At 32.9% G+C, this 25,454-nt stretch carries 16 protein-coding genes, 2 tRNA genes and 3 rRNA genes; 20 read left to right on the top strand and 1 reads right to left on the bottom strand.

The features are described 5' to 3' along the window. The first annotated feature begins 685 nt into the window (after positions 1 to 685). The 17 genes from ACY1IQ_RS10245 (at position 686) to disA (ending at position 20,808) form a co-directional block, all read left to right on the top strand. Positions 686 to 2,192, top strand: a 16S ribosomal RNA gene (locus tag ACY1IQ_RS10245). Positions 2,193 to 2,591: 399 nt separating this feature from the next. After that, positions 2,592 to 5,490, top strand: a 23S ribosomal RNA gene (locus ACY1IQ_RS10240). 308 nt (positions 5,491 to 5,798) lie between these two features. Continuing rightward, a tRNA-Asn gene (locus ACY1IQ_RS10235) sits at positions 5,799 to 5,873 on the top strand. A 183-nt stretch (positions 5,874 to 6,056) separates the two neighbouring features. After that, a 5S ribosomal RNA gene (gene rrf, locus ACY1IQ_RS10230) occupies positions 6,057 to 6,174 on the top strand. The 16S, 23S and 5S rRNA genes sit together here with 2 tRNA genes alongside, the layout of an rRNA operon. 25 nt (positions 6,175 to 6,199) lie before the next feature. Beyond that, positions 6,200 to 6,274, top strand: a tRNA-Asn gene (locus tag ACY1IQ_RS10225). 328 nt (positions 6,275 to 6,602) lie between these two features. Then, the gene (gene fusA, locus ACY1IQ_RS10220; RefSeq protein WP_461613837.1) at positions 6,603 to 8,681 is read left to right on the top strand and encodes an elongation factor G; all 2,079 of its coding nucleotides are present in this window, start codon (positions 6,603 to 6,605) and stop codon (positions 8,679 to 8,681) included. Between the two features lie 193 nt (positions 8,682 to 8,874). After that, positions 8,875 to 9,111 (top strand): hypothetical protein, encoded by a 237-nt coding sequence (locus tag ACY1IQ_RS10215; RefSeq protein ID WP_291560867.1) that lies wholly within the window; start codon positions 8,875 to 8,877, stop codon positions 9,109 to 9,111. Further along, positions 9,074 to 9,274, top strand: a complete 201-nt coding sequence (locus tag ACY1IQ_RS10210; protein ID WP_461613836.1) for a hypothetical protein — start codon at positions 9,074 to 9,076, stop codon at positions 9,272 to 9,274. Before ACY1IQ_RS10215 ends, ACY1IQ_RS10210 begins: the two co-directional genes overlap by 38 nt. Before the next feature lie 253 nt (positions 9,275 to 9,527). Beyond that, a complete protein-coding gene (locus tag ACY1IQ_RS10205) occupies positions 9,528 to 10,145 on the top strand; it encodes a histidine phosphatase family protein (RefSeq protein ID WP_461613835.1) in 618 nt (205 codons plus the stop codon). Positions 10,146 to 10,821: 676 nt separating this feature from the next. Next, positions 10,822 to 12,561, top strand: a complete 1,740-nt coding sequence (locus ACY1IQ_RS10200; RefSeq protein WP_461613834.1) for an ABC transporter ATP-binding protein — start codon at positions 10,822 to 10,824, stop codon at positions 12,559 to 12,561. A gap of 246 nt (positions 12,562 to 12,807) precedes the next feature. Continuing rightward, positions 12,808 to 13,032, top strand: coding sequence for a hypothetical protein (locus ACY1IQ_RS10195; RefSeq protein ID WP_461613833.1), 225 nt, complete (start codon positions 12,808 to 12,810; stop codon positions 13,030 to 13,032). A 509-nt stretch (positions 13,033 to 13,541) separates the two neighbouring features. Then, positions 13,542 to 14,000: a CtsR family transcriptional regulator gene (locus ACY1IQ_RS10190; protein ID WP_461613832.1), complete on the top strand. Its 459-nt coding sequence runs from the start codon at positions 13,542 to 13,544 to the stop codon at positions 13,998 to 14,000. Positions 14,001 to 14,025: 25 nt separating this feature from the next. After that, entirely contained in the window at positions 14,026 to 14,532 is a 507-nt protein-coding gene (locus tag ACY1IQ_RS10185; protein ID WP_461613831.1) for a UvrB/UvrC motif-containing protein, read from the top strand. A gap of 20 nt (positions 14,533 to 14,552) precedes the next feature. Continuing rightward, positions 14,553 to 15,581 carry a protein arginine kinase gene (locus ACY1IQ_RS10180; RefSeq protein WP_461613830.1) on the top strand — a complete coding sequence of 343 codons (1,029 nt, stop codon included), beginning with the start codon at positions 14,553 to 14,555 and terminating at the stop codon, positions 15,579 to 15,581. Between the two features lie 16 nt (positions 15,582 to 15,597). Then, positions 15,598 to 18,027, top strand: a complete 2,430-nt coding sequence (locus ACY1IQ_RS10175) for an ATP-dependent Clp protease ATP-binding subunit (RefSeq protein WP_461613829.1) — start codon at positions 15,598 to 15,600, stop codon at positions 18,025 to 18,027. Positions 18,028 to 18,280: 253 nt separating this feature from the next. Next, positions 18,281 to 19,648 carry a DNA repair protein RadA gene (radA, locus tag ACY1IQ_RS10170; protein WP_461613828.1) on the top strand — a complete coding sequence of 456 codons (1,368 nt, stop codon included), beginning with the start codon at positions 18,281 to 18,283 and terminating at the stop codon, positions 19,646 to 19,648. A 95-nt stretch (positions 19,649 to 19,743) separates the two neighbouring features. After that, positions 19,744 to 20,808 (top strand): DNA integrity scanning diadenylate cyclase DisA, encoded by a 1,065-nt coding sequence (disA, locus tag ACY1IQ_RS10165; RefSeq protein ID WP_461613827.1) that lies wholly within the window; start codon positions 19,744 to 19,746, stop codon positions 20,806 to 20,808. Positions 20,809 to 20,843: 35 nt separating this feature from the next. On the opposite strand, the gene ACY1IQ_RS10160 is transcribed toward disA, so the two are convergent. After that, on the bottom strand, positions 20,844 to 21,248 hold the full coding sequence (locus ACY1IQ_RS10160; protein WP_461613826.1) for a nucleoside triphosphate pyrophosphohydrolase family protein: 405 nt from the start codon (positions 21,246 to 21,248) through the stop codon (positions 20,844 to 20,846). Positions 21,249 to 21,577: 329 nt separating this feature from the next. On the opposite strand from ACY1IQ_RS10160, the gene ACY1IQ_RS10155 reads away from it, so the two are divergent. From ACY1IQ_RS10155 to ACY1IQ_RS10145, 3 genes are all read left to right on the top strand, one after another. Next, a complete protein-coding gene (locus ACY1IQ_RS10155) occupies positions 21,578 to 22,675 on the top strand; it encodes a PIN domain-containing protein (RefSeq protein ID WP_461613825.1) in 1,098 nt (365 codons plus the stop codon). An 8-nt stretch (positions 22,676 to 22,683) separates the two neighbouring features. Further along, entirely contained in the window at positions 22,684 to 23,379 is a 696-nt protein-coding gene (ispD, locus tag ACY1IQ_RS10150; RefSeq protein WP_461613824.1) for a 2-C-methyl-D-erythritol 4-phosphate cytidylyltransferase, read from the top strand. A gap of 328 nt (positions 23,380 to 23,707) precedes the next feature. Then, complete coding sequence (locus ACY1IQ_RS10145) at positions 23,708 to 25,423, top strand: proline--tRNA ligase (protein ID WP_461613823.1); 1,716 nt, start codon at positions 23,708 to 23,710, stop codon at positions 25,421 to 25,423. The last annotated feature ends 31 nt before the right edge of the window (positions 25,424 to 25,454 follow it).

The following is a 25,454-nucleotide window of genomic DNA, read 5'->3' as shown; positions in this document are numbered from 1 at the left end:
GATCAGGCGTGTTATATTAAAACTATGTACTTTAATATAACACATCTTTAATTTAGTATTAAGTTAACAATTTAAACTGTTATTAATGTAGGTAAATAATGAAAGTAAGAGAAGTCTAGATTATTTATGGAGAATTATGAATATAGATAAAACTATAAAGAGATTATTAAGAAGTTTTATATTAAAGATATTTGATTTAATATAAAACTTTTTTAATTTTAAGATTTATTTAATGAAATAAATTGCCCTATGATATTCAATTTAAACAGAATCTTATTATTTTAGCCTAAAACATTACCAGGTGTATCAATATGAGTAATTTAAAGATTTTTCGAGATAATTTAAGATTTTTTAGGATAATTTTTATACAAAATGTAAATAATTATATTTATATAAATTATAACATGTTATTATGAATAAGTCGTCAGTGCTAAGGTGCATACGACGCTTAAGTTATCAAGCACACAGTTGAGTTTAAAACTTTTTAAAAAAGTTGTTGACAAAACTAAATGCAGATGATAAGATGATTAAGCGGTCTGAGAGCAGACCAAATAAATTAAAACTTGGTCTTTGAAAATTAAACAGAGAAATAGGTAAAACCAGTTAATTCATTGAGTTTCGAAAGAAACTTAAAATGACTATTATAGTCAGCAAACTTTACTTGAGCAATCAAGATACAAACTTTTAAATTGAGAGTTTGATCCTGGCTCAGGACGAACGCTGGCGGCGTGCCTAACACATGCAAGTCGAGCGATGAAGCTCCTTCGGGAGTGGATTAGCGGCGGACGGGTGAGTAACACGTGGGTAACCTGCCTCATAGAGGGGAATAGCCTCCCGAAAGGGAGATTAATACCGCATAAAGTATGAAGGTCGCATGACTTTTATACCAAAGGAGCAATCCGCTATGAGATGGACCCGCGACGCATTAGCTAGTTGGTGAGGTAAGGGCTCACCAAGGCGACGATGCGTAGCCGACCTGAGAGGGTGATCGGCCACATTGGAACTGAGACACGGTCCAGACTCCTACGGGAGGCAGCAGTGGGGAATATTGCGCAATGGGGGAAACCCTGACGCAGCAACGCCGCGTGAATGAAGAAGGCCTTAGGGTTGTAAAGTTCTGTCATATGGGAAGATAATGACGGTACCATATGAGGAAGCCACGGCTAACTACGTGCCAGCAGCCGCGGTAATACGTAGGTGGCAAGCGTTGTCCGGATTTACTGGGCGTAAAGGATGCGTAGGCGGACATTTAAGTCAGATGTGAAATACCCGGGCTCAACTTGGGTGCTGCATTTGAAACTGGGTGTCTAGAGTGCAGGAGAGGAAAGCGGAATTCCTAGTGTAGCGGTGAAATGCGTAGAGATTAGGAAGAACACCAGTGGCGAAGGCGGCTTTCTGGACTGTAACTGACGCTGAGGCATGAAAGGGGAGCAAACAGGATTAGATACCCTGGTAGTCCAAGCCGTAAACGATGAATACTAGGTGTAGGAGGTATCGACCCCTTCTGTGCCGCAGTTAACACAATAAGTATTCCGCCTGGGGAGTACGATCGCAAGATTAAAACTCAAAGGAATTGACGGGGGCCCGCACAAGCAGCGGAGCATGTGGTTTAATTCGAAGCAACGCGAAGAACCTTACCTAGACTTGACATCCCCTGAATTACCTGTAATGAGGGAAGCCCTTCGGGGCAGGGAGACAGGTGGTGCATGGTTGTCGTCAGCTCGTGTCGTGAGATGTTGGGTTAAGTCCCGCAACGAGCGCAACCCTTATCATTAGTTGCTACCATTAAGTTGAGCACTCTAGTGAGACTGCCCGGGTTAACCGGGAGGAAGGTGGGGATGACGTCAAATCATCATGCCCCTTATGTCTAGGGGCTACACACGTGCTACAATGGTTAGCCAACAAGATGCAAGACCGTGAGGTGGAGCTAAACTTAAACTAACCTAGGCCCGATTGTAGGCTGAAACTCGCCTACATGAAGCCGTGGGAGTTGCTAGTAATCGCGAATCAGCATGTCGCGGTGAATACGTTCCCGGGCCTTGTACACACCGCCCGTCACACCATGAGAGCTGGTAACACCCGAAGTCCGTGAGGTAACCGCAAGGAGCCAGCGGCCGAAGGTGGGATTAGTGATTGGGGTGAAGTCGTAACAAGGTAGCCGTAGGAGAACCTGCGGCTGGATCACCTCCTTTCTAGGGAGTCGACGTAGTTGGTAACTCTACTACGAAAACTGGTACTATCTCTGTTTAATTTTGAGCGACCAAGGTCCTACGGGACAAAGGAAAAGCTCAATTGTTCTTTGAAAATTGCACAGTGAAAATATTTGTTTAAATATCCTTTAAATTTAAAAGATAAATAAACAATTTCGTCAAGACAAACAGAAATAAGTTTAAAAACAAAGTTTTTGAACTCTATTTATGCGAATTTGTATAGGACACTTTTTTATAAAGTTAACTAGGTTACTTTATAAAATTAAATAGAAGCGAACAATACTAGGAAACAAGTGAGCGAGGAGCGGAGTTTACTACGGTAAATGAGCACCGCAGCGAGCGCAGTTGACGACGTAGTGTGAAGCTTATATTGAATTTTAAGGTCAAGCTACAAAGGGCGCAGGGTGAATGCCTTGGCACTAGGAGCCGAAGAAGGACGTGATAAGCTGCGATAAGCTTTGGGTAGACGCAAATAGTCTGTGATCCAAAGATTTCCGAATGGGGAAACCTACATGGCTACGCCATGTACTATATGCTGAATACATAGGTATATAGAGGTAAACCCGGGGAACTGAAACATCTAAGTACCCGGAGGAAGAGAAAGAAAAATCGATTTCCTAAGTAGCGGCGAGCGAAAGGGAAAGAGCCCAAACCTAAGCCTTTGGCTTGGGGGTTGAGGACAGAACATAAATTTACTGTATCTTTAGTTGAAGATAGCTGGAAAGCTACTCCGTAGAAGGTAATAGGCCTGTAAGCGAAAGAGATAAGGTAACAGTTCTGATCCAGAGTACCACGAGACACGTGAAACCTTGTGGGAAGCAGGGAGGACCACCTCCCAAGGCTAAATACTACCTAGTGACCGATAGTGGAGAAGTACCGTGAGGGAAAGGTGAAAAGAACCCCGGGAGGGGAGTGAAATAGAACCTGAAACCCTGTGCCTACAACCGATCGAAGCACTTTATATGTGTGACGATGTGCTTTTTGTAGAACGAGCCAACGAGTTACGATATGTAGCAAGGTTAAGTACTTAAGGTACGGAGCCGAAGGGAAACCGAGTCTGAATAGGGCGCAAAGTTGCATGTCGTAGACCCGAAACCGGGTGACCTATCCATGGCCAGGTTGAAGCGAGAGTAAAATCTCGTGGAGGACCGAACCACGTTGGTGTTGAAAAACCATGGGATGAGCTGTGGATAGCGGAGAAATTCCAATCGAACTCGGAGATAGCTGGTTCTCCTCGAAATAGCTTTAGGGCTAGCGTCGATTAATTGAGTAATGGAGGTAGAGCACTGAATAGGCTAGGGGGCATATCGCTTACCGAACCTTATCAAACTCCGAATGCCATATACTTTTATTTCGGCAGTCAGACTGCGAATGATAAGATCCGTAGTCAAAAGGGAAACAGCCCAGACCATCAGCTAAGGTCCCAAAGTGTAAGTTAAGTGGTAAAGGATGTGGGATTTCTAAGACAACTAGGATGTTGGCTTAGAAGCAGCCACTCATTCAAAGAGTGCGTAATAGCTCACTAGTCAAGAGATCCTGCGCCGAAGATGTCCGGGGCTAAAACTTACCACCGAAGCTATGGGTGTACACTACGTGTACGCGGTAGAGGAGCTTTCTGCATTGGCTGAAGTCGTACCGGAAGGAGCGGTGGACGATGCAGAAGTGAGAATGTTGGCATAAGTAGCGAGAGACAGGTGAGAATCCTGTCGGTCGAAAACCTAAGGTTTCCTGAGGAAGGCTCGTCCGCTCAGGGTTAGTCGGGACCTAAGCCGAGGCCGAAAGGCGTAGGTGATGGACAACAGGTTGATATTCCTGTACCACTAGCAGACGTTATTACAAATGGGGTGACGCAGGAGGATAAGATGTGCTAGCTATTGGATGCTAGTCTAAGCGTTTAGGTATGTAGGATAGGCAAATCCACCTACATTAGCTGAGGCGTGATGGGGAAACCCTTTAAGGGTGAAGTATCTGATTCCACGCTGCCAAGAAAAGCCTCTATGGAGGAAGTTAGTGCCCGTACCGCAAACCGACACAGGTAGGTGAGGAGAGAATCCTAAGACCATCGGAAGAATTGCTGTTAAGGAACTCGGCAAATTGACCCCGTAACTTCGGGAGAAGGGGTGCCTACGCAAGTAGGCCGCAGAGAATAGGCCCAAGCAACTGTTTAGCAAAAACACAGGTCTCTGCTAAAGCGAAAGCTGATGTATAGGGGCTGACGCCTGCCCGGTGCTGGAAGGTTAAGGGGATTGCTTAGTGCAAACGAAGGCATGAACTTAAGCCCCAGTAAACGGCGGCCGTAACTATAACGGTCCTAAGGTAGCGAAATTCCTTGTCGGGTAAGTTCCGACCCGCACGAATGGCGTAATGATTTGGGCACTGTCTCAACAGCAAATCCGGCGAAATTGTAGTGCAAGTGAAGATGCTTGCTACCCGCGATTGGACGGAAAGACCCCGTAGAGCTTTACTGCAATTTAGCATTGAGTTTCGGTACTATCTGTACAGGATAGTGGAGACTTGGAAGCAAGGGCGTCAGCCTTTGTGGAGTCATCCTTGGATACCACCCTGATAGTACTGGAATTCTAACCGGAGGCCTTGAATCAGGTCACGGGACATTGTTAGGTGGGCAGTTTGACCGGGGCGGTCGCCTCCAAAAAAGTAACGGAGGCGCCCAAAGGTTCCCCAGAACGGTCGGAAATCGTTCGAAGAGTGCAAAGGCAGAAGGGAGTCTGACTGCGACAGACAAGTGGAGCAGGGACGAAAGTCGGGCTTAGTGATCCGGTGGTTCCTCGTGGGAGGGCCATCGCTCAACGGATAAAAGCTACCTCGGGGATAACAGGCTGATCTCCCCCAAGAGTCCACATCGACGGGGAGGTTTGGCACCTCGATGTCGGCTCGTCGCATCCTGGGGCTGAAGCAGGTCCCAAGGCTGGGCTGTTCGCCCATTGTGCCGGCACGCGAGCCGGGTTCAGAACGTCGTGAGACAGTTCGGTCCCTATCCGTCGCGGGCGTAGGAAATTTGAAGGGAGCTGTCCTTAGTACGAGAGGACCGGGATGGACAGACCTCTGGTGCACCAGTTGTCACGCCAGTGGCACAGCTGGGTAGCTATGTCTGGAAGGGATAAACGCTGAAAGCATCTAAGCGTGAAGCCCCCCCTAAGATGAGATTTCCCATAACATAAGTTAGTAAGACTCCTGGAAGAACACCAGGTTGATAGGTGAGAGGTGTAAGCATGGCAACATGTTCAGCTGACTCATACTAATAAGTCGAGGGCTTGACCTAATTAATTTCACTGTGCAATTTTCAGAGAATAATTTCTTTGAAGCTTATATAAATTTTAAAAAAATTAATAGAAACAAGCAGTACAAGGAAGCAAAGGAACGAGGAGTGGAGTTTACTTAGGTAAATGAACCCCGCAGTGACTGAAGCTGACGAAGTAATGCAAAGTTTATATGAATTTTTAAAATTTGATAGAAACGAGTAATACTAGGAAACAAATGAGTGAGGAGCAGAGTTTACTATGGTAAATGAGCACCGGAGCGAATGCAGTTGACGAAGTAGTACGATGTTTATAGTGAATTTTATAATGTTCCGCGATAGCTCAACGGTGGAGCACTCGGCTGTTAACCGATAGGTTGGAGGTTCGAATCCTCTTCGCGGAGCCATATTTAAAAATTAAATATGTTATAAGTTGATAAAATGGTATGAAGCTTATATAAATTTAAAAAAATTAATAGAAGCGAACAGGACAAGGAAGTGAAGGAACGAAGAGCGGAGTTTACTAGAGTAAATGAGCACTGGAGTGACTGAAACTGACGCAGTAATGTGAAGCTTATGTAAATTTTTAATCTGGTGATGATGGTTTTAAGGGTAACACCCCTTTCCATTCCGAACAGGAAGGTTAAGCCTTAAGACGCCGAGAGTACTGCACGGGAGACTGTGTGGGAGGGTAGGTTGTTGCCAGGTAGTGCTAACTTAAGTTTAGCAATATTCCGCGATAGCTCAACGGTGGAGCACTCGGCTGTTAACCGATAGGTTGGAGGTTCGAATCCTCTTCGCGGAGCCATTTTATTTTTTTGTGTAAATTACAGCTCAAAAGAGCTGTTTTTTTATTTTTAAGAATAACTAGATTGAATCTAACATACTTTTTTATGTGGCTAATTAAATTAATAACATTTTTTATTAAAGTTGTTAACAGTTTGTTGATAATTTTAAAGTTAAAGTTGATAATTTTTAAAATTAAATCTAATTAATTTTAGTATATTTTTCCTCAAAAAATGTAAATATATTTTAAAGATTTAGAATATTATAAAAAATTAGAGGGAAAATCACCAAAATATAGAATATATAAATTATATTGGATAATCTGAAAGAGAAAATGGGAGGTATAGCACATGAAAGAGTATAAAATTAATAATCTTAGAAATGTTGGAATTATAGGGCATAGTGGCTCTGGAAAGACAAGTTTAATGGAAGCAATATTATATTATACTGGTGCAACAGATAGGCTCGGCAAGGTTGAAGATGGAACTACAATTAGTGATTATGATGCTGAAGAGAAGAAAAGAAAAGTATCAATATCAACTTCAGTGGCACTTTGTAAATGGAAACATGTAAAAATAAATCTAGTAGATACTCCAGGATATTTTGATTTCGTTGGAGAAATGATAGAAGGTTTAAATGCAGTAGATATGGCTATGATAGCTGTATGTGGAGTATCAGGCATTGAAGTTGGAACAGAAAAAGCTTGGGATTATGCTGAAAAGCAGAGATTACCTAGGGCCTTTTTTATAAATAAATTAGATAGAGAAAATAGTAATTTTGAAAAAGTTTTAGAACAATTAAAAGATAAATTTGGTATGTCAGTTGTACCTATCCAATACCCTATAGGCTCTGAAAATAACTTTAGAGGTGTTATTAATGTTATTTCAAAAAGAGCAAGATTATTCAATTCTAAAACTCAAAAAATGGAAGATGCTGAAATACCTGTAGAGTTAATAGATAAAGTTGATGAATGTAGACAAATGGTTATGGAAGCCGTTGCAGAAATTGATGAAGTTTTATTAGATAAATACTTTAATGATGGACATTTAAGTGAGGAAGAAATTTATAATGGATTAATAAAAGGTGCTTCGATGGGAGAAATAGCTCCAATAATGTGTGGTTCTGCACTAAATTGCATAGGTATAGACACATTGCTCGAAGATATAGTAGAGTGTTTCCCATCTCCAATTCATACCACTCTATACATGGCAAAAGATTTAAAGAATAATAGTTATACAAATATTAAAATAGATGAAGAGGAACCATTTTCAGCATTAGTATTTAAAACTATTGCGGATCCTTTTGTAGGTAAACTTTCAATGTTTAGAGTAATTACAGGAAGTGCTCAGTCTGATACTGTTGTTTATAATTCTAATAAAGAAAAAGATGAGAAGATTGGAACCTTATACTTTTTAAAAGGAAAACAACAATATGCTACTACTGAGGTTAAAGCAGGAGATATAGGTGCTGTTGCTAAACTTAATTATACTAATACTGGAGATACTCTTTGCTCACAGGAAAGACCAATAATTTTTGATTCTATAGAGTTCCCAATTCCTATGTATTCAAGAGCTATAGCTACTAAGGCTAAAGGCGATGAAGACAAAATATCTAATGGATTATCAAAGCTATTAGAAGAAGACTCAACGTTCTCCATATCTAGAGATGTTGAAAATGCTGAAACTATAGTATCAGGATTAGGTACAACCCATTTAGATGTTATAGTAAGTAAATTAAAATCAAAATTTGGTGTTGATGTTTCACTTGAAATACCTAAAATACCTTATAGAGAAACTATTAAAAAGTTCTCTGATGCACAAGGCAAGCATAAAAAACAATCTGGAGGACATGGTCAATATGGTGATGTTAAGATTAAATTTGAGCCTAGAACTGATGGGGAGGAAGAATTAGAATTTGTTGATGCAGTAGTAGGTGGAGTTGTTCCAAGACAGTATATTCCAGCTGTTGAAAAAGGATTAAAAGATTGTATTCAACATGGAGTTTTAGCAGGATATCCTGTTATTAGATTAAGAGCTACTCTTCACGATGGATCTTTCCATCCTGTGGATTCTTCAGAGATGGCATTTAAGATTGCAGCATCTTTAGCTTTTAAAAAGGGATTACAAGAAGCTCAACCTGTATTACTAGAACCAGTTATGCATATAGAAATTATGATTCCAGATGACTACATGGGAGACGTAATTGCTGATATCAATAAGAAAAGAGGAAGAATTCTTGGAATGGAACCTTTTGAAAAAGGTCAAAAAATTGTAGGAGAAGTTCCGCAGGCTGAACTTTATAATTATGCTAATGATTTAAGATCATTGACAGGTGCACGAGGAAGTTTTAGAAGTAGATTTGAAAGATATGAAGAAGTTCCTAGTGATATAGTTAATAAAATAATTTCAGATATAAAGAAAGATGCTTAATTAAAATACAAAGAGACTATTCTTAAGAGTAGTCTCTTCTATTTTTGCAGAAGTAGAAAGACCATTATAATATTTTTCTTGAGAGAATATAAATTATAAATTACAAGTTAAAATTTATAAGTTTATTTTTGTAAATGAATAAATTTATATATTTTGTACAAAATATAGCTAAATAGTATTGAGGGGGATTTATATGTCAGACTACAGAATGGATATAAGAGGAGACATAAACCTTAGTGATTATAGTAGTATCCATGACTATATGGGTATAGTAGGACCAGAAGACAAATTCACTATTGTTTTGCAGTCTGCTAGTGAGGAAGATGCCAAAGTACTATGTAGTATTTTAGAAAGTGATAAATTCACTATAGTTTCAAAAGGAGATATATATGATGGAAAATACTTCATACAAGCGTTTAAGAAAAAATGATCCTATTAATAGTAGACTTATCGAACAAGCCTATGGTTCAGACATTAATCACTGTAAAGTAGAACACAATTATCCAATAACAAATGATCTAATTCCAGCAGTAAAAAATTGGGTTCAAATTGGTGGAATCAATCATGAAGAAAGAAAAGGATTTAGACTATGATTTTCGTAGTCTATTTTTTATAATAAAAAATATCAAACAGCATAATTTATTATTTCATAATTTTATAGTGATAGCATCTTATAATCGTTATAATACTTTGTAATAGTTTAACTAATATAAATTTTTCACTTGATTTTTTTAACTATTACTTGATAAAATCATATTTAGATTCTTAAATAAAATATATTTTTAGGTAATGAGAATAATTTTAGTATAATAGTATTAACTAAACTAAAGTAAAAGAGGTGTGGCGATGACAACATTATATATAACAAGGCATGGAGAAACAGAATGGAATAAACTTGGCAGGATGCAGGGCTGGGGAGATTCTCCTTTAACGGAGCTAGGAATTAAGCAGGCACAATGGTTTAGAGATAGAGTAATAAATTTAGATTTAAATACTATATATACGAGTTCTTCTGAAAGAGCATATAATACAGCGAAAATAATAAAAGGAAATAGAGATATAAAGATAATTAAAAATGATGGTTTAAAAGAATTAAAATTAGGATTATGGCAGGGGTTAGATAAAGAAGGGATAAAAGCTTTAGATGAAGAAAACTGCTATAATTATTGGAATAACCCTATAATGTACAAGCCTACAGAAGGTGGAGAGAGTTTTGATGAACTTAAAGATAGGATATATGAAGCTATAATGAAGATTGTTAATAATCATAAAAATGAAAATATATTAGTAGTTAGTCATGGTATGACAATAAAAGCATTCTTATGCGCTTTACAGAAAAAATCTATAGCACATATATGGGATCCACCTTTTATTCAACAAGGAAGCCTAACAGCTATAGAATTTAATGACGATAATAGTTATAAAGTTTTAATGGAAAATGACATATCTCATTATAAAGAATAAATTACATTGTGTAGTATTAAAAATTTATATATTTTAATAAAATTATGCTTGATTAAACATTCAGGCATTTTTTTACTAATAAATTTAATATACTGAATTTTTTAAATATGGCAGTCATACTTATGAAGATATGGTATAATAATATTTAAGCTCATTTTTCGAATAGATATTAAATATTTTCAAAAAATAATTAATTAGTATTCTAGTAGCTTGCTATAGAACATAATTAGATTTTGCAGTAGTGTTACTTTTATATGACTTTTTATTTGATGTAAACATTATTAGAGTTTTAAATAGTTATTTGGGACCTTACACTTATGAGATTTAAAATATACAATTTGATAAGATATAAAGATTTATATTTTAAGAAAGAAGGAATAAGGATTAGAATAAAGGACATCTAGTAACTAAGATAATTACAAGTTGTTACTTAGTTACATTATAAAATATTAGAAACAAAATTAAGTATGTATAAATAATTAGTGTTCTGTATTCTCCCATTATATAAACCATAATGGGGGAGTTTTATTTTTCATAGCTTAAGGCATATTTAAAAAATAGCAAGCTAGTATATTAACTTATTTTCACTTGTTATTTTCTTTCACATGCCTAAAATGCAATTTAATTGCTTTTTATATTAATTTTTAAGAAATTGAAGTAAAGGGGGATGATGATTATGATTAAAAAATTTATTTCTTATTATGCAGGGCACAAAAAATTATTTATAATAGATATGTTTTGTGCATTTTTAGTAGCAGCTTTAGATTTAGCTTTTCCTATGATTACAAAGGAATTGTTAGAAAAGGCTATTCCTAATAGTGATATTAGGATGATAATGAACTTTGTGATTGTGTTAACTGGCTTATATGTAATAAAGTTAATTGCTAATTACATAGTTGACTACTGGGGACATGTTATGGGGGTAAGGCTACAATATGATATGAGAAAAGATGTGTTCTCACATTTGCAAACTCTACCATTTAGTTATTTTGATGATAATAAAACAGGACATTTAATGTCTAGAATAATTAATGATTTAATGGAAATATCTGAGCTTGCACATCATGGACCAGAAGACGTATTTATATCATTAGTAATGATTCTAGGTTCTTTTATACTTCTTTGTAGAATTAACATTAAATTAACGCTATTAATATTTGCTTGCCTTCCATTTATTATTTGGTTTGCAATGACTAAAAGAATGAAGATGTCAAAAGCTTTTGATGACGTTAGAAAGAAAATAGGTAATGTAAACGCTAAATTAGAAAATAGTATTTCTGGTATTAGAGTTGCCAAATCTTTTACTAATGAAGAATATGAGATGGAAAAATTTGATGAGGGAAATATAGAGTTTAAAACCTCAAGGTCAGATGCATATAAATATATGGCTGAATTCATGTCTGGTATGAGATTTATGGTAGATATGTTAAATGTAGTTGTCATTGGATTTGGAGGATATTTTGCTTATAAGAAATATATAACTCCAACAGAACTTGTAGCATATCTTTTATATATCACATATTTCATGCAACCAATAAGAAGGTTAACTGCTTTTGTTGAACAATATCAAAGTGGTATGTCAGGTTTTAAAAGGTTTTTAGAAATAATGGAAACTGAGCCTGATATAGTGGATAGTCCAAATGCAACAGAGCTTAAAGATGTAAAAGGTGATATAGAGTTTAAAAGTGCATGTTTTAAGTATGATGAAGACACAGAAATTATATCTAATTTAAATCTAAAGATTGAGAGAGGCAAAACTTTAGCTTTAGTAGGACCATCCGGTGGAGGCAAAACTACAATATGTCATTTAATACCTAGATTTTATGAATTAAGTGATGGTAGTATAACTGTTGATGGTATGGATATTAAGGATATAACACTAAAATCTTTAAGAAGAAATATAGGTATAGTTCAACAAGATGTATTTTTATTTACAGGAACAATAAAGGAAAATATTCTTTATGGAAGACCAGAGGCTAGTGATGAAGATGTTATAAAAGCAGCTAAAAATGCTAATATACATGATTTTATATCTTCACTTCCAGAAGGATATGATACCTATGTAGGGGAGCGAGGAGTAAAGCTTTCAGGTGGACAAAAACAAAGAATATCTATAGCTAGAGTATTCTTAAAAAATCCTCCAATATTAATATTAGATGAAGCTACTTCAGCTCTAGATAATGCTTCAGAGATTATAATTCAAAAATCTCTTGAAGATCTGTCTAAAGGAAGAACAACAATAGTAGTTGCACACAGACTTTCTACTATTAAAAATGCAGATGAAATTGTTGTTTTAACTAATAAAGGCATAGTTGAGCAAGGTAATCATGAAGAGCTTATATTGAATAATGGAATTTACTCAAAGCTTTATAATGCTCAATTTAGAGGCTTCATACCAGATGATATGGAATGTTAAATAATATGAAGTATTTTCAAAATAACAGAACAAGTATGTTAGCTTATTTTCAAACATGCTATGCTCACAAAACCTGCTCATAGTGGTACTATGAGCAGAACTTAACGCCTTGTATAAAATATTTGAAGAAAATTGTAATAATTTTATATAAGACAAAAACATGTAAAAAAAAGGAAATGAACAAAAGCCATAGAATATAATTAACATGAAAAATATGGAAATTATTGAAGATGGGAGAGGAATAATATGATAAAAAACAAAAGTAATATATGCGAGCTAATAAATGAAATGAAAAATTTTTCTTATGAAAAAGATACTGTAATAATTGATGTAGAACTTAAAACAGAAGAAAGTATGCATATAAGATGTTATGATGAAAAATGTATAATAATTAATTATTATGATTATGAAGATGGCATATCAGCTTTATACAAAGATAGAAAATATATAAATAAGGTACTTTTCCAATAGTGGAAAAGTACCTTATTTATATTAACTAATATAGCTAATATAGCATATTAAAAAGAAATTATTATGTAAAAAGAAATTTAAAGTGTAAAATTAATAAGAAAATGGACATACTTTATAAAAAACATTCAAATATTAAGAATATTAAAAAATATTTTTCATAAAGGAATAATTAAGTTTGTATAGAATTAGTTACTTTAAATTAAATAACAAGTATAGAGATTAGTATATTTGGAAGAAATTGTATTGATATCATTCTTAATAATATTTCTTTAGTAGACTAAAGTAAAAGTAAGTAATATATTTAATAAATTTTAAAGTTATAAGAAAAAATAAGAATTTAAGAGAAAAATTAAGCAAAGTTAATTTATTTTCCATTAATTCGCTTTATAAGAATAAATTAATTAATAAAAGATAAAAATATTAGTTGAATAATATTATATAAAGTTATAATATTTAATTAAGGTCAAAGAAAGTCAAAGTAAAGTTAAACTTTGGAAGAGGTAATGATTATGGCAAGATTATCAGACATAATTGAAGATTTTATTAAAGAGATGATAGAAGAAACTCAAAACAATGAAATTGAAATTCAACGTAATGAGTTAGCTAATTACTTTAGTTGTGCACCGTCACAAATAAATTATGTATTAACTACGAGATTTACAAAAGATAAAGGTTATTATATAGAAAGTAGAAGAGGCGGTGGAGGTTATATACGGATTACTAGAATTGAATACAAATATCATAGTAGCTTGCTTGAGGCTATTGATGAAGCGATAGGAAATAATATAACCTATGATAATAGCGTAAGAATACTAAGAAGTCTTAAGGATTCAGAAATTATTAATGAAAAAGAAGAAAATATTATTAAAACCGCACTTAATGATAGAACATTAAGTTACGCAGGAGATATGAAGAATAAGTTAAGAGCAGATATTTTAAGAGCAGTGATATTTAATATATTAAATTAATGAATTTAAAAGGAGTAGTGATATTATGCTTTGTGAAAAATGTAAAAAAAATGAAGCTAATTTCCATATAACTAAAATAGTAAATGGAGTAAGGGAAGAAGAGCATCTATGTGAAGTCTGTGCCAAAGAAAATAATACTATGAGTATGCTTCAAGATATGGATTTCTCTCCAAGCTTTTCATTTCAAAATATATTAAGTGGATTCATGGACTATATGAATACTACAACTGAAAGTAACCTTCCTAGCGAAGTAATTTGTAAAGAGTGCGGTACGACTTATAGAGGATTTAAAGAAACAGGACTATTAGGTTGCGGCAATTGTTATTCAACATTTAAAACAACTATAATACCAATAGTTAAAAGAGTTCAAGTAAGTACAGAGCATAATGGAAAGATACCAGTAAAATCAGGTGGAGAAATACTTAAGAAAAAAGAACTTATCAGGCTTAAAGAAGAACTTCAAAAAGCCATTGCCCTTGAAGAATATGAAAAAGCAGCAGAGCTTAGAGATAAAATTAGAGATTTAAGTTAATAAATCTAGGAGGTATAGTTATGGAAAATTGGATTAAAGCTCATAGTGCAAATGACGATATTGTACTAAGCAGTAGAATAAGGTTAGCTAGAAATATAAAAGGATATCCTTTCCCTAATAAACTTTCAAAAGATAAGGCAATGGAAATAATTAAAAAGGTTGAATCTGCCTTTTATACTTCATCCTATATAAATGAAAACTTTAAGACTATAAATATGAATAGTATAAATGCAATGGAGATAAACTCTTATTTTGAGAAACATCTTATAAGTGATAATTTAATTACTAACAAAGATATATCTGCCTTTATATTAGATAAAGATGAAATTGTAAGTATTATGATAAATGAAGAAGATCATTTAAGAATGCAATATATAGTAGGAGGATTTAACTTAAAAAAAGCTTATGAAGAAGTTGATAAGATAGATAATCTTTTAGAGGAAAAATTAGAATTTGTTTTCGACTCTGATTTAGGTTATTTAACAGCATGTCCTACTAATGCAGGTACAGGTCTAAGAGCTTCAGTCATGCTTCATCTTCCTGCATTACATGAGACTAAAGAGATAGAAAATGTTTTTAATGCTGTAAGTAAAATAGGAATGACTATAAGAGGATTATATGGTGAAGGCTCAAAAGGTTATGGAAATATATTTCAAATATCTAATCAAATAACATTAGGACCTAGTGAAGAGGAAATAATAAATGGATTAAATGCTATGGTTTATCAAATTATTGAAAAAGAGAAGTTAGCTAGGGAGAAACTAAAATCTCAATATAAATATGAATTAGAAGATAAAATAATGAGATCTTTGGGGGTATTAAAGTCAGCAGTTTTATTAAATTCTAAAGAATGTATGGATTTATTATCTAATGTTAGATTTGGAGTAGAAATGGGAATAATAAATCATATAGACAAAACAATATTAAATGAACTTATGGTGGAAACAGGAGTAGCAACACTTCAACTTAATGCCAATTCCGCTTTAGATAAAAGAGAGAGAGATTTAAATAGAGCGCAAATAGTTAGGAACAAATTACAAAATCTATAATAGAGAGGTGTTTTATATGTTTAATAGATTTACAGAGAGAGCAAGAAATATTCTTATGTATGCCCATGAAGAGTCACAAAATTTTAAACATGGATATGTAGGAACGGAACACATTATACTTGGAATTTTAAAAGAAAAAGATAGTATAGCTGCTAATGCTTTAATAAATGCAGGAGTAGATTATAATAAAGTTAAAGAATTAGTGAATAAATATATAGGTGTTGGAGATATAGAAATGCCTAAAAATGAAATTGCACTAACACCTAGAACTAAAAGATTATTTGAACTAAGCCTAATAGAAGCAAGAGGCTTAAATCAAAATTATATATCACCCGAGCATATATTGTTAGCATTAATTAGGGAACCAGAAGGAGTTGCCTATACAATATTAGGGAATTTAGGAGTAGATTTTTCTAAATTAAGAAATGAAATTATAAATAATATTGCAGGAGATGAAACTCAGCAAAGCGGTAGTCCTAAAAAAGGAAGAACTAGCACTCCAACATTGGAGAAATATGGAAAAGACTTAACTGAACTTGCAAAAGAAGGTAAATTAGACCCTATTATAGGAAGGGATAGAGAAACAGAAAGAGTCTTGGAAATACTATGTAGAAGAATTAAGAATAATCCTTGTTTGATAGGAGATCCTGGTGTAGGTAAAACAGCTATAGCAGAAGGATTAGCACAAAAAATTGCATCAGGCAACATTCCAGAACTGTTAAAAGATAAAAGAGTTGTAACTTTAGACTTATCTTCTATGGTAGCAGGTTCAAAATATAGAGGTGAATTCGAAGAAAGACTTAAAAGTGTAATGGATGAAATTTCAAAGGCTGGAGATGTTATCTTATTTATTGATGAAATTCACACTATAGTTGGTGCAGGCGGCGCAGAAGGTGCCATTGACGCTTCAAACATATTAAAGCCTGCACTTGGTAGAGGTGAAATACAATGTATAGGGGCAACAACTTTAGATGAGTATAGAAAATATATAGAAAAAGATGCTGCTCTAGAAAGAAGATTCCAACCTGTTACAGTAGAAGAACCTACTAAAGAGGAAGCAGTAGAAATATTAAAAGGACTAAGAGATAAATATGAAGCACATCACAGAGTGAAAATTACTGACGATGCTATATTAGCAGCAGTAAATCTTTCAGATAGATATATAACTGATAGATATTTACCAGATAAAGCTATAGATTTAATTGATGAAGCTGGTTCAAAGGTAAGAATTCAAAATTTAACAGCACCAAAGGATTTAAAAGAATTAGAAAATGACCTTGAAGCAGTTATAAAAGAAAAGGCTGATGCAATAACAATGCAGGATTTTGAAAAGGCAGCAACTTTAAGGGACAGGGAAAAAGAATTAAAGGATAAATTGGAAGCTTCTAAAAACAACTGGGTATCTCAAAATAGTGAGGCAGATGCAGTAGTAGATGAAAAACATATTGCAAATGTAATCTCTAAATGGACGAATATACCAATAGAAAAGCTTACTGAAAGTGAAGCTGAAAGGTTATTAAAGCTTGAGGAGATACTTCATAAAAGGGTTATAGGTCAAGAAGAAGCAGTAGAATCTATTGCCAGGGCAGTTAGAAGAGCAAGAGTAGGACTAAAAGATCCAAAGAGACCAATAGGTTCATTTATATTCTTAGGGCCAACAGGAGTAGGTAAAACAGAGCTTTCAAAAGCATTAGCAGAAGCTATGTTTGGTGATGAAAATAGCATAATTAGAGTAGATATGTCTGAGTATATGGAAAGACATACAGTATCTAAGCTTATAGGAGCGCCTCCAGGATATGTAGGTTTTGATGATGGAGGTCAATTAACAGAAAAAATTAGAAGACATCCTTATTCAGTAGTATTATTTGATGAGATAGAAAAAGCTCATCCAGATGTGTTTAATATATTACTTCAAATATTAGAAGATGGAAGGCTTACAGACGGAAAAGGAAAAACTGTTGACTTTAAAAATACAATTGTAATAATGACTTCCAATGCAGGTGCTTCAACTATTAGAAAACAAAAAACTATAGGTTTTTCACAAGGTGCTAATGAAGCAAATAATGAACATGAGAAAATGAAAGAAAATATAATGGAAGAATTAAAACGCAGTTTTAGACCAGAATTTTTAAACAGAATAGATGATATTATAGTATTCCACTCTTTAGCAGAAGAAGATCTTTTAGAAATAGTAGGATTAATGCTAAATTCTGTTTCTGAAAGATTGAAAGAAAAGGAAATAAATATTGAGTTTGATGAAGAAGCGAAGAAATATCTTGCAAAAGAAGGGTTTGATCCAACCTATGGTGCAAGGCCACTTAGAAGAGCTATAACTAAAACTGTAGAAGATAAATTATCAGAAGAAATATTAAAAGGTAATGTAAAACAAGGAGATAGTTTAATAGTAACCGTAGAGGAAAATGAATTAAAATTTAATAAGCATTAATATTTAAAACCCTATGTTTAAACATAGGGTTTTAGAAAATTAGAACTATTGAGTTTGCAACTTCTTCAATTCACAATGCAAAGTTAACAATCTTAATTATACATTATGAATTGAAAAAAATTTGTATAATATATAAAAAATAAGTTAAAATCTTATATAAGGCATTTTAAAATAAAATAGCTAGTGGATATGCTAGCTATTTTACTTTAAAGGATTAATAAAAAATTTATATAATATTTTGGAGGACAAATTAATGGCTAAGGTTAAAAATATATATGTTTGTAATCAATGTGGATACGAATCACCTAAATGGATAGGAAAGTGCCCTAGCTGTAATAACTGGAATACCATGTCAGAAGAGGTTAAGGTTTCATCACAATCACAAGTATTTAATAGAGCGGTTACTATAAGTGGTAATAATAAGCCACAAAATATAAAAGATATTAAGTCTAGCCAATATGAAAGATATAATACTGGAATTACTGAACTCAATAGAGTATTAGGTGGAGGACTAGTAAAAGGTTCTTTGACCTTAATATCTGGTGATCCAGGAATAGGAAAATCTACAATACTGCTTCAAAGTGCTAAAAATATTTCTGATAAATATGGAAAAGTGCTTTATGTATCAGGTGAAGAGTCAGAAGAGCAAATAAAGATGAGGGCTGAAAGATTAAATTCTATAAGTGATAGCTTATATATTGTATCCGAAACTAATATTACGACCATAGAAAATCATGTTTTAGAATTGGAACCTGTATTTGCAATAATTGATTCCATACAAACATTATATAAAAGTGAAATAAGTTCTGCACCGGGAAGTGTTTCACAGGTTAGAGAGTGTACCAATGAACTTATGAGAATAGGTAAAACTAAGGGAATACCACTATTCATCGTTGCTCATGTTACAAAACAGGGAGAACTTGCAGGTCCTAGAGTTTTAGAACATATGGTAGATACAGTTTTATATTTTGAAGGGGAAAGAACTCAAGAATTTAGAATACTAAGAACTATAAAAAATCGTTTTGGAACAACCAGTGAAATTGGTGTCTTTGAAATGAGGCAAAGTGGACTTGAGGAAATTTTAGATGCTTCTAGCGTATTTTTACAAGAGACTTCTTTTGAGCAAGAAGGGTCAGTAGTAATAGGAACTATTGAAGGAACAAGACCATTACTTGTAGAAATACAAGCATTAGTAAGTGAAACTAAAGCTGTTATGCCTAGAAGAACTGCAGTAGGGGTAGATAACTCAAGAATGAGTCTTATATTAGCAGTTCTAGAGAAAAAATTAAGAATTCCTTTTTATAGTAGTGATGTTTATATAAATGTAGTAGGAGGGTTAAATATAGAAGGGACTTTTGGAGATCTAGGTCTTGCAGTAGCTCTTATGTCTAGTGCTAAAGGAAAAGAGGTTAAACTTGAAAGACCATTATTTATAGGAGAAGTAGGTTTAACGGGAGAGGTTCGACCTATATCACATATAGATAAAATAGTAAATGAAGGCATAAAAATGGGATTTAAAAACATAATTATGCCTCTAAGGAATAAAGAAAAAATAGAAAATAAAAAAATAAATATAATAGGAATATCAAATGTTAGGGAAGTAATTAATAAGGTTTTTTAATATGGACATCTAAAATATAATAAATATAAAAAATATATGGGAAAGGAAGTGAATACCGTTATTATTTCTTTAAAGTAGTTCATATAACGGAGAAGATGAAGGAAGAAAAACAGAAGGAATTGATTAATACACTTAAGATATTGTCACCAGGTACGCTACTTAGAGAAGGTTTAGATAATATTTTGTATGCTAAAACTGGTGGTCTTATAGTTTTAAGTGATAGTGATGAGATATTAGGTCTAATTGATGGTGGTTTTAGTATTAATTCAGAGTATACTCCAGCTCATATATACGAACTTGCTAAGATGGATGGTGCTATTATTATTAGTAGTGACTTAAAAAAGATATTATATGCTAACACTCAACTTATACCTAATTCATCTATACCTACACTTGAAACAGGTACTAGACATAGAACAGCTCAAAGAATTGCAAAGCAAACAGGTTCAATGGTAGTGGCTATTTCACAAAGAAAAAATTTGATAACTGTCTATAAAGATGATATTAAGTATATAGTAAGAGATAGTGGTGAAGTTTTAGCCAAAGCTAATCAAGCATTAAATACCCTTGAAAAGTATGTTTCCGTCTTTGAAAAGATTATTAATAATTTAAATAGATTAGAGCTTCACGATTCTGTGAGCTTACTAGATGTATCTACTGCTATTCAAAGAGTAGAAATGATTATGAGGATTGTATATGAGATTGAAATATATATATGTGAATTAGGCAATGAAGGTAGATTAATAGAAATGCAGCTTAAAGAATTAATTAAAAATATTGAAAAGGACGGAATGGATTTAATCAGAGATTATTCTAAAGAAGAAGCTAATATAAATACTATTTATAAAAATATACAGAAATTATCTAAAGATGAATTATTAGATTTAAATAGTATATCCAAATTACTAGGATATCCTTCTAGTTCATCATCAGACACTTTAGTATTTACAAAAGGATATAGGATTTTAAATAAAATTTATAGAGTACCTACTTCTGTTATAGAAAATTTGATTAGTCATTTTAAACAATTAAGATTTATTGAAAAGGCATCTTTTGAAGAACTTGATGCTGTAGAGGGTATAGGGGAAGCTAGAGCAAAGGCCATAAAAAGTGGGATTGAAAAATTGAAAGAGCAATATTCATTTCATAAAGAAATATAGCACAAAATCTTAAATGTTTTGTGCTATGCAATGTACTATTTTAATGTGTATTTTCCTAAAGCGTTAATATTTTTATATTCTTTTAAAAATATATCATAAAGATTTAAATCAAGAGAATTACAAACTGAAGCTATATAGAAGAAATGATTCCCAAGCTCCTTTTCTAATATTTCCCGACAAGAGTCACAAATATCACCTTTAAGGTGAGTATCAAAACAATGATCTAAATCCTCTAAATCTAAATTATCTATATTGTGAGGAATATGTTGTCTTTCAGCTTCTACTTTTAAACAACCGCAACTAGTTACAGATTTTATTAAAGCTCTATTAACTCTAGCTTCAGACTCTTGAAGTTTTGACATAATATCCAATATACTTTTATGTCTTAATAAACATTCATCAACAGAATTTTGAAATTCATCGAAAATAAGATCCTTCATTACTTTCAACTCCTTATAAAAATTTTAAGGTACATGTTTAAATTAAATAGCATTTATTGATATAATATATAAGATTTATTCTTACTTCCAAATCTAACTTATGTTTATATAATATATCATTGTCATAACAAATGATAGGGGGATAATTATAATATTATTTTGACCTATATACATTAAAGATTAAAATATCATAAGAATTAAAGGTTTTCAATTAATATTTTATTAAGAATATGATAACTTATTGCAATAAATTTGTTCATAATATATATTATTATAAATGGGATAGTATTTTAATAATTTGTCAATAATCGAATAGGGAGGTGAATCTCTTGTTGAAAAATATATTAAGAGCTCTTATTACTATTGCAGGAGGAAGCTTAGGATATATAATAGGAACTTGGATTAGTCGAACAGAATTTATAGTAGGCCTTGGCATACTTAACAACTCGCCATTAAAAGGAATTTTATTTATTATATTTTGTGTTTTAGCATTCTTAGTTTTATTTTATTTCTTATCATCATATGTTACTAAGCTTATAATGAGAGCTATAGATTACACAGAGAAGAGTTTACAAAAAGTACCTACAGCAGACATGTTATTAGGAGCAATTGGGGCGGTTTTAGGATTAATAGTATCCGTACTGCTTTCAAGTTTAATTAAAAGTACATCAATGATTTACACAATTATATCAATTATAGTAACTTTAGTAATTGTGGTAGTATCAGCAGATGTAGCAGTTAGAAAAAAAGAAGATATTTTATCACTACTTTCCAATTTAAAAAGAATATCACCCAATAAAGAGGCTAAACATAAAAACATACCAAAAGGAAGTGCAAAGGTGTTAGATACTTCTGTTATTATTGATGGAAGAATATTTGATCTTTGCCAAACGGGATTCATTGAAGGTGTACTAGTAATACCTAACTTTGTCTTAAATGAATTAAGACATATAGCTGATTCAGGAGATGGACTTAAAAGAAATAGGGGAAGAAGAGGACTTGATATATTAAATAAAATACAAAAGGAATTAAGCATAAAAGTTGAAATATGGGAAGGGGATTTCCCTGATATACCAGAGGTTGATATTAAGTTACTAAAACTTGCACAACTTTTAAATGGTAAGGTTATAACTAATGATTACAACCTTAATAAAGTAGCTGAATTTCAAGGGGTTTCTGTATTAAATATCAATGAACTTGCTAATGCAATAAAGCCTGTAGTTCTTCCAGGAGAAGAAATGAAGATTCAAATTGTTAAGGATGGTAAGGAGTCAGGTCAAGGTCTTGCATATCTTGATGATGGTACAATGATAGTTGTTGAAGAAGGTAAAGGTTATATAGGAGAAACTATAGTAGTAGTTGTAACATCAGTACTTCAAACTGCTGCAGGCAGAATGATTTTTGCTAAAGCTAAGGAAATGCTTTAGGAGGATATATGAATAAAAACGTAGCTGTGATATTGGCAGCGGGAAAAGGCAAAAGAATGGGAGCAGATAAAAATAAGCAGTTTCTTGAAATAAAAGAAAAGCCCATTTTATATTATACTTTAGGAGCTTTTTCAAATTGTAATTTAATTGATGAAATTATTTTAGTAGCTGCCAAAGATGAAATAGAGTATTGTAGAAAAGAAATTGTAGAAAAATATAGGTTTGCGAAAGTTACTTCCATAGTTTCTGGAGGGAAAGAAAGGCAACATTCTGTATTAAATGGACTATTAGCTATAGAAAATTGTAATATAGTAATAATTCATGATGGTGCAAGACCTTTTGTTGATAATAATATTATAAATACTGGTATTATGTATGCAGAAAAATATGGAGCTGTTGCATGTGGAGTTAAACCTAAAGACACAATTAAAATTAAAAATGAATATGGTTTTTCTATAAACACTCCAGATAGGGAGACTCTTTTTGCAGTCCAAACCCCTCAAAGCTTTAAATATGATATCATCTTGAATTGTCATAAGAGAGTAAATGAAGACAATATATCAGTTACAGATGATACTATGGTAGTAGAGCAATATGGATATAAAGTTTATTTATATGAAGGGAACTATAATAATATAAAAATTACTACTATAGAGGATTTAATTATAGGAGAAAAAATTCTAGAAAATCTAATAATACCATAAATATATTTATATCCTCTTGACAGTATAAATTTAAAATTGTATAGTATTTTCTTGTAAATATAATTTAATATTTAGGTTGTGATGAGGAAGACTAGTAAAAATTAAAATACAGAGAGAAAATCCATGGCTGAAAGATTTTTGCCAATTTTGAACCTACTTCTGAGCAGTAGCAAAACTACCGGTAATTATACCGTTATCAAAAAAGAGTACAAATTTAGGTGGTACCGCGATATTAACTCGCCCTAAAACTAGGGTGAGTTTTTTTATGTCTAAAATTATTTTAAAACTTTATGATAATAAATATGTTGAGATTAAGGAGTGATTTACGATGAGATTATCAAATATGTTTTTAGGAACATTAAGAGAAGTTCCAGCAGAAGCAGAAATTTTAAGTCATCAGTTAATGCTTAGAGCTGGAATGATAAGAAAGTTAGCTTCAGGTGTGTACAATTATATGCCTATAGGACTTAAAGTTTTAAAGAATGTAGAAAATATAGTAAGAGAAGAAATGGATAAAGCTGGTGCACAGGAGTTTTTAGCTTCAGCGTTACTTCCTTCTGAACTTTGGAAAGAATCAGGTAGATGGGATGTTTTTGGACCTGAAATGTTTAAACTAAAAGATAGAAATGAAAGAGAGTTTTGCTTAGGACCAACACATGAAGAAGTGTTTACTGAATTTGCAAGAAATGAAATAAAATCTTATAAGCAATTACCTTTAAATTTATATCAAATTCAGACTAAATATAGAGATGAAAGAAGACCAAGATTTGGAGTTATGAGATCTAGAGAGTTTATAATGAAAGATGCATACTCTTTTGATAAAAATAATGAAGGATTAGATATAGCTTATGAAAAAATGTATCATGCTTATAATAACATATTTACAAGATGTGGATTAGATTTTAGTCCTGTAGAGGCAGATTCTGGTGCTATGGGTGGTTCAGGTTCTGCTGAGTTTATGGTTAAATCTGAAGTTGGAGAAGATGAGATAGTTTTTTGTAACTGCTGTAAGTATGGTGCTAATATGGAAAAAGCATCAGCTATAGCTGAAATACAAGAAAAAGAAGAATTAAATGACATTGAAAAAATTTATACACCACACTCAAAAACTATAGACGAGCTAGTAGAATTTTTAAATATAGAAAAGAAAAAGTTAGCTAAAACTATAATTTATAAGGCTAATGACAAAGTAGTTGCTGTTATGGTAAGAGGAGATAGAGAAATTAACGATACAAAAGTTATAAATGCACTAGGTGGAGTATTAGAATTTTCATTAGCTGATAGTGAAACTGTTAATAAGTCAACAAATGCTGAAATTGGATTTGCTGGACCTATTGGAATAAAGGTTGATGTGCTGCTTATAGATGAAGAAGTTAGTAAAATGTACAATTTTGTAGTTGGTGCTAATGAAACAGAATATCATCTTAAAAATGTTAATTATGGAAGAGATTTTGAAGGTGTAGTGGGAGACTTTAGAAAAGTTACTAATGAGGATAAATGTCCAAAATGTGGTGGAGATATCACTATTGCTAGAGGAGTTGAGGTAGGACACATATTTAAGTTAGGAACTAAATATTCAGATGCTATGGGTGCTAATTTTATAGATGAAGAAGGTAAAAACAAGGCATTGGTTATGGGATGCTACGGTATAGGTATAAATAGAACAATGGCAGCTATTATAGAGCAGCATCATGATGAAAATGGTATAGCATGGCCGCTAGAAATTGCTCCATATCATGTAGTTGTTGTTCCAGCAGTAATGAAGGATTCAGCACAAGTTGAAGCAGCGGAAAGGTTATATAATGAATTAAAGTCTTTAGGAGTTAATGTTCTTTTAGATGATAGAAATGAAAGAGTAGGAGTTAAATTTAAGGATTCTGAGCTTATAGGAATACCTATGAGAATAACTGTGGGTAAAAAGATATCAGAAGGACTTGTAGAATTTAAACTTAGAACTAAAGAAGAACTTGAATTAATTGGATTAGAAAATGTTGTTGAAAGAGTTAAGAGAGAATTTAAATATAATAACCTTACTATAAAATAATGTATAGATATACAATATTAAAACTGATATA

This window comes from Clostridium sp. Marseille-QA1073 (genome assembly GCF_054863625.1).
The sequence above is the reverse complement of the archived record's forward strand: the minus strand, read 5'-3'. Positions and strand labels throughout refer to the sequence as shown.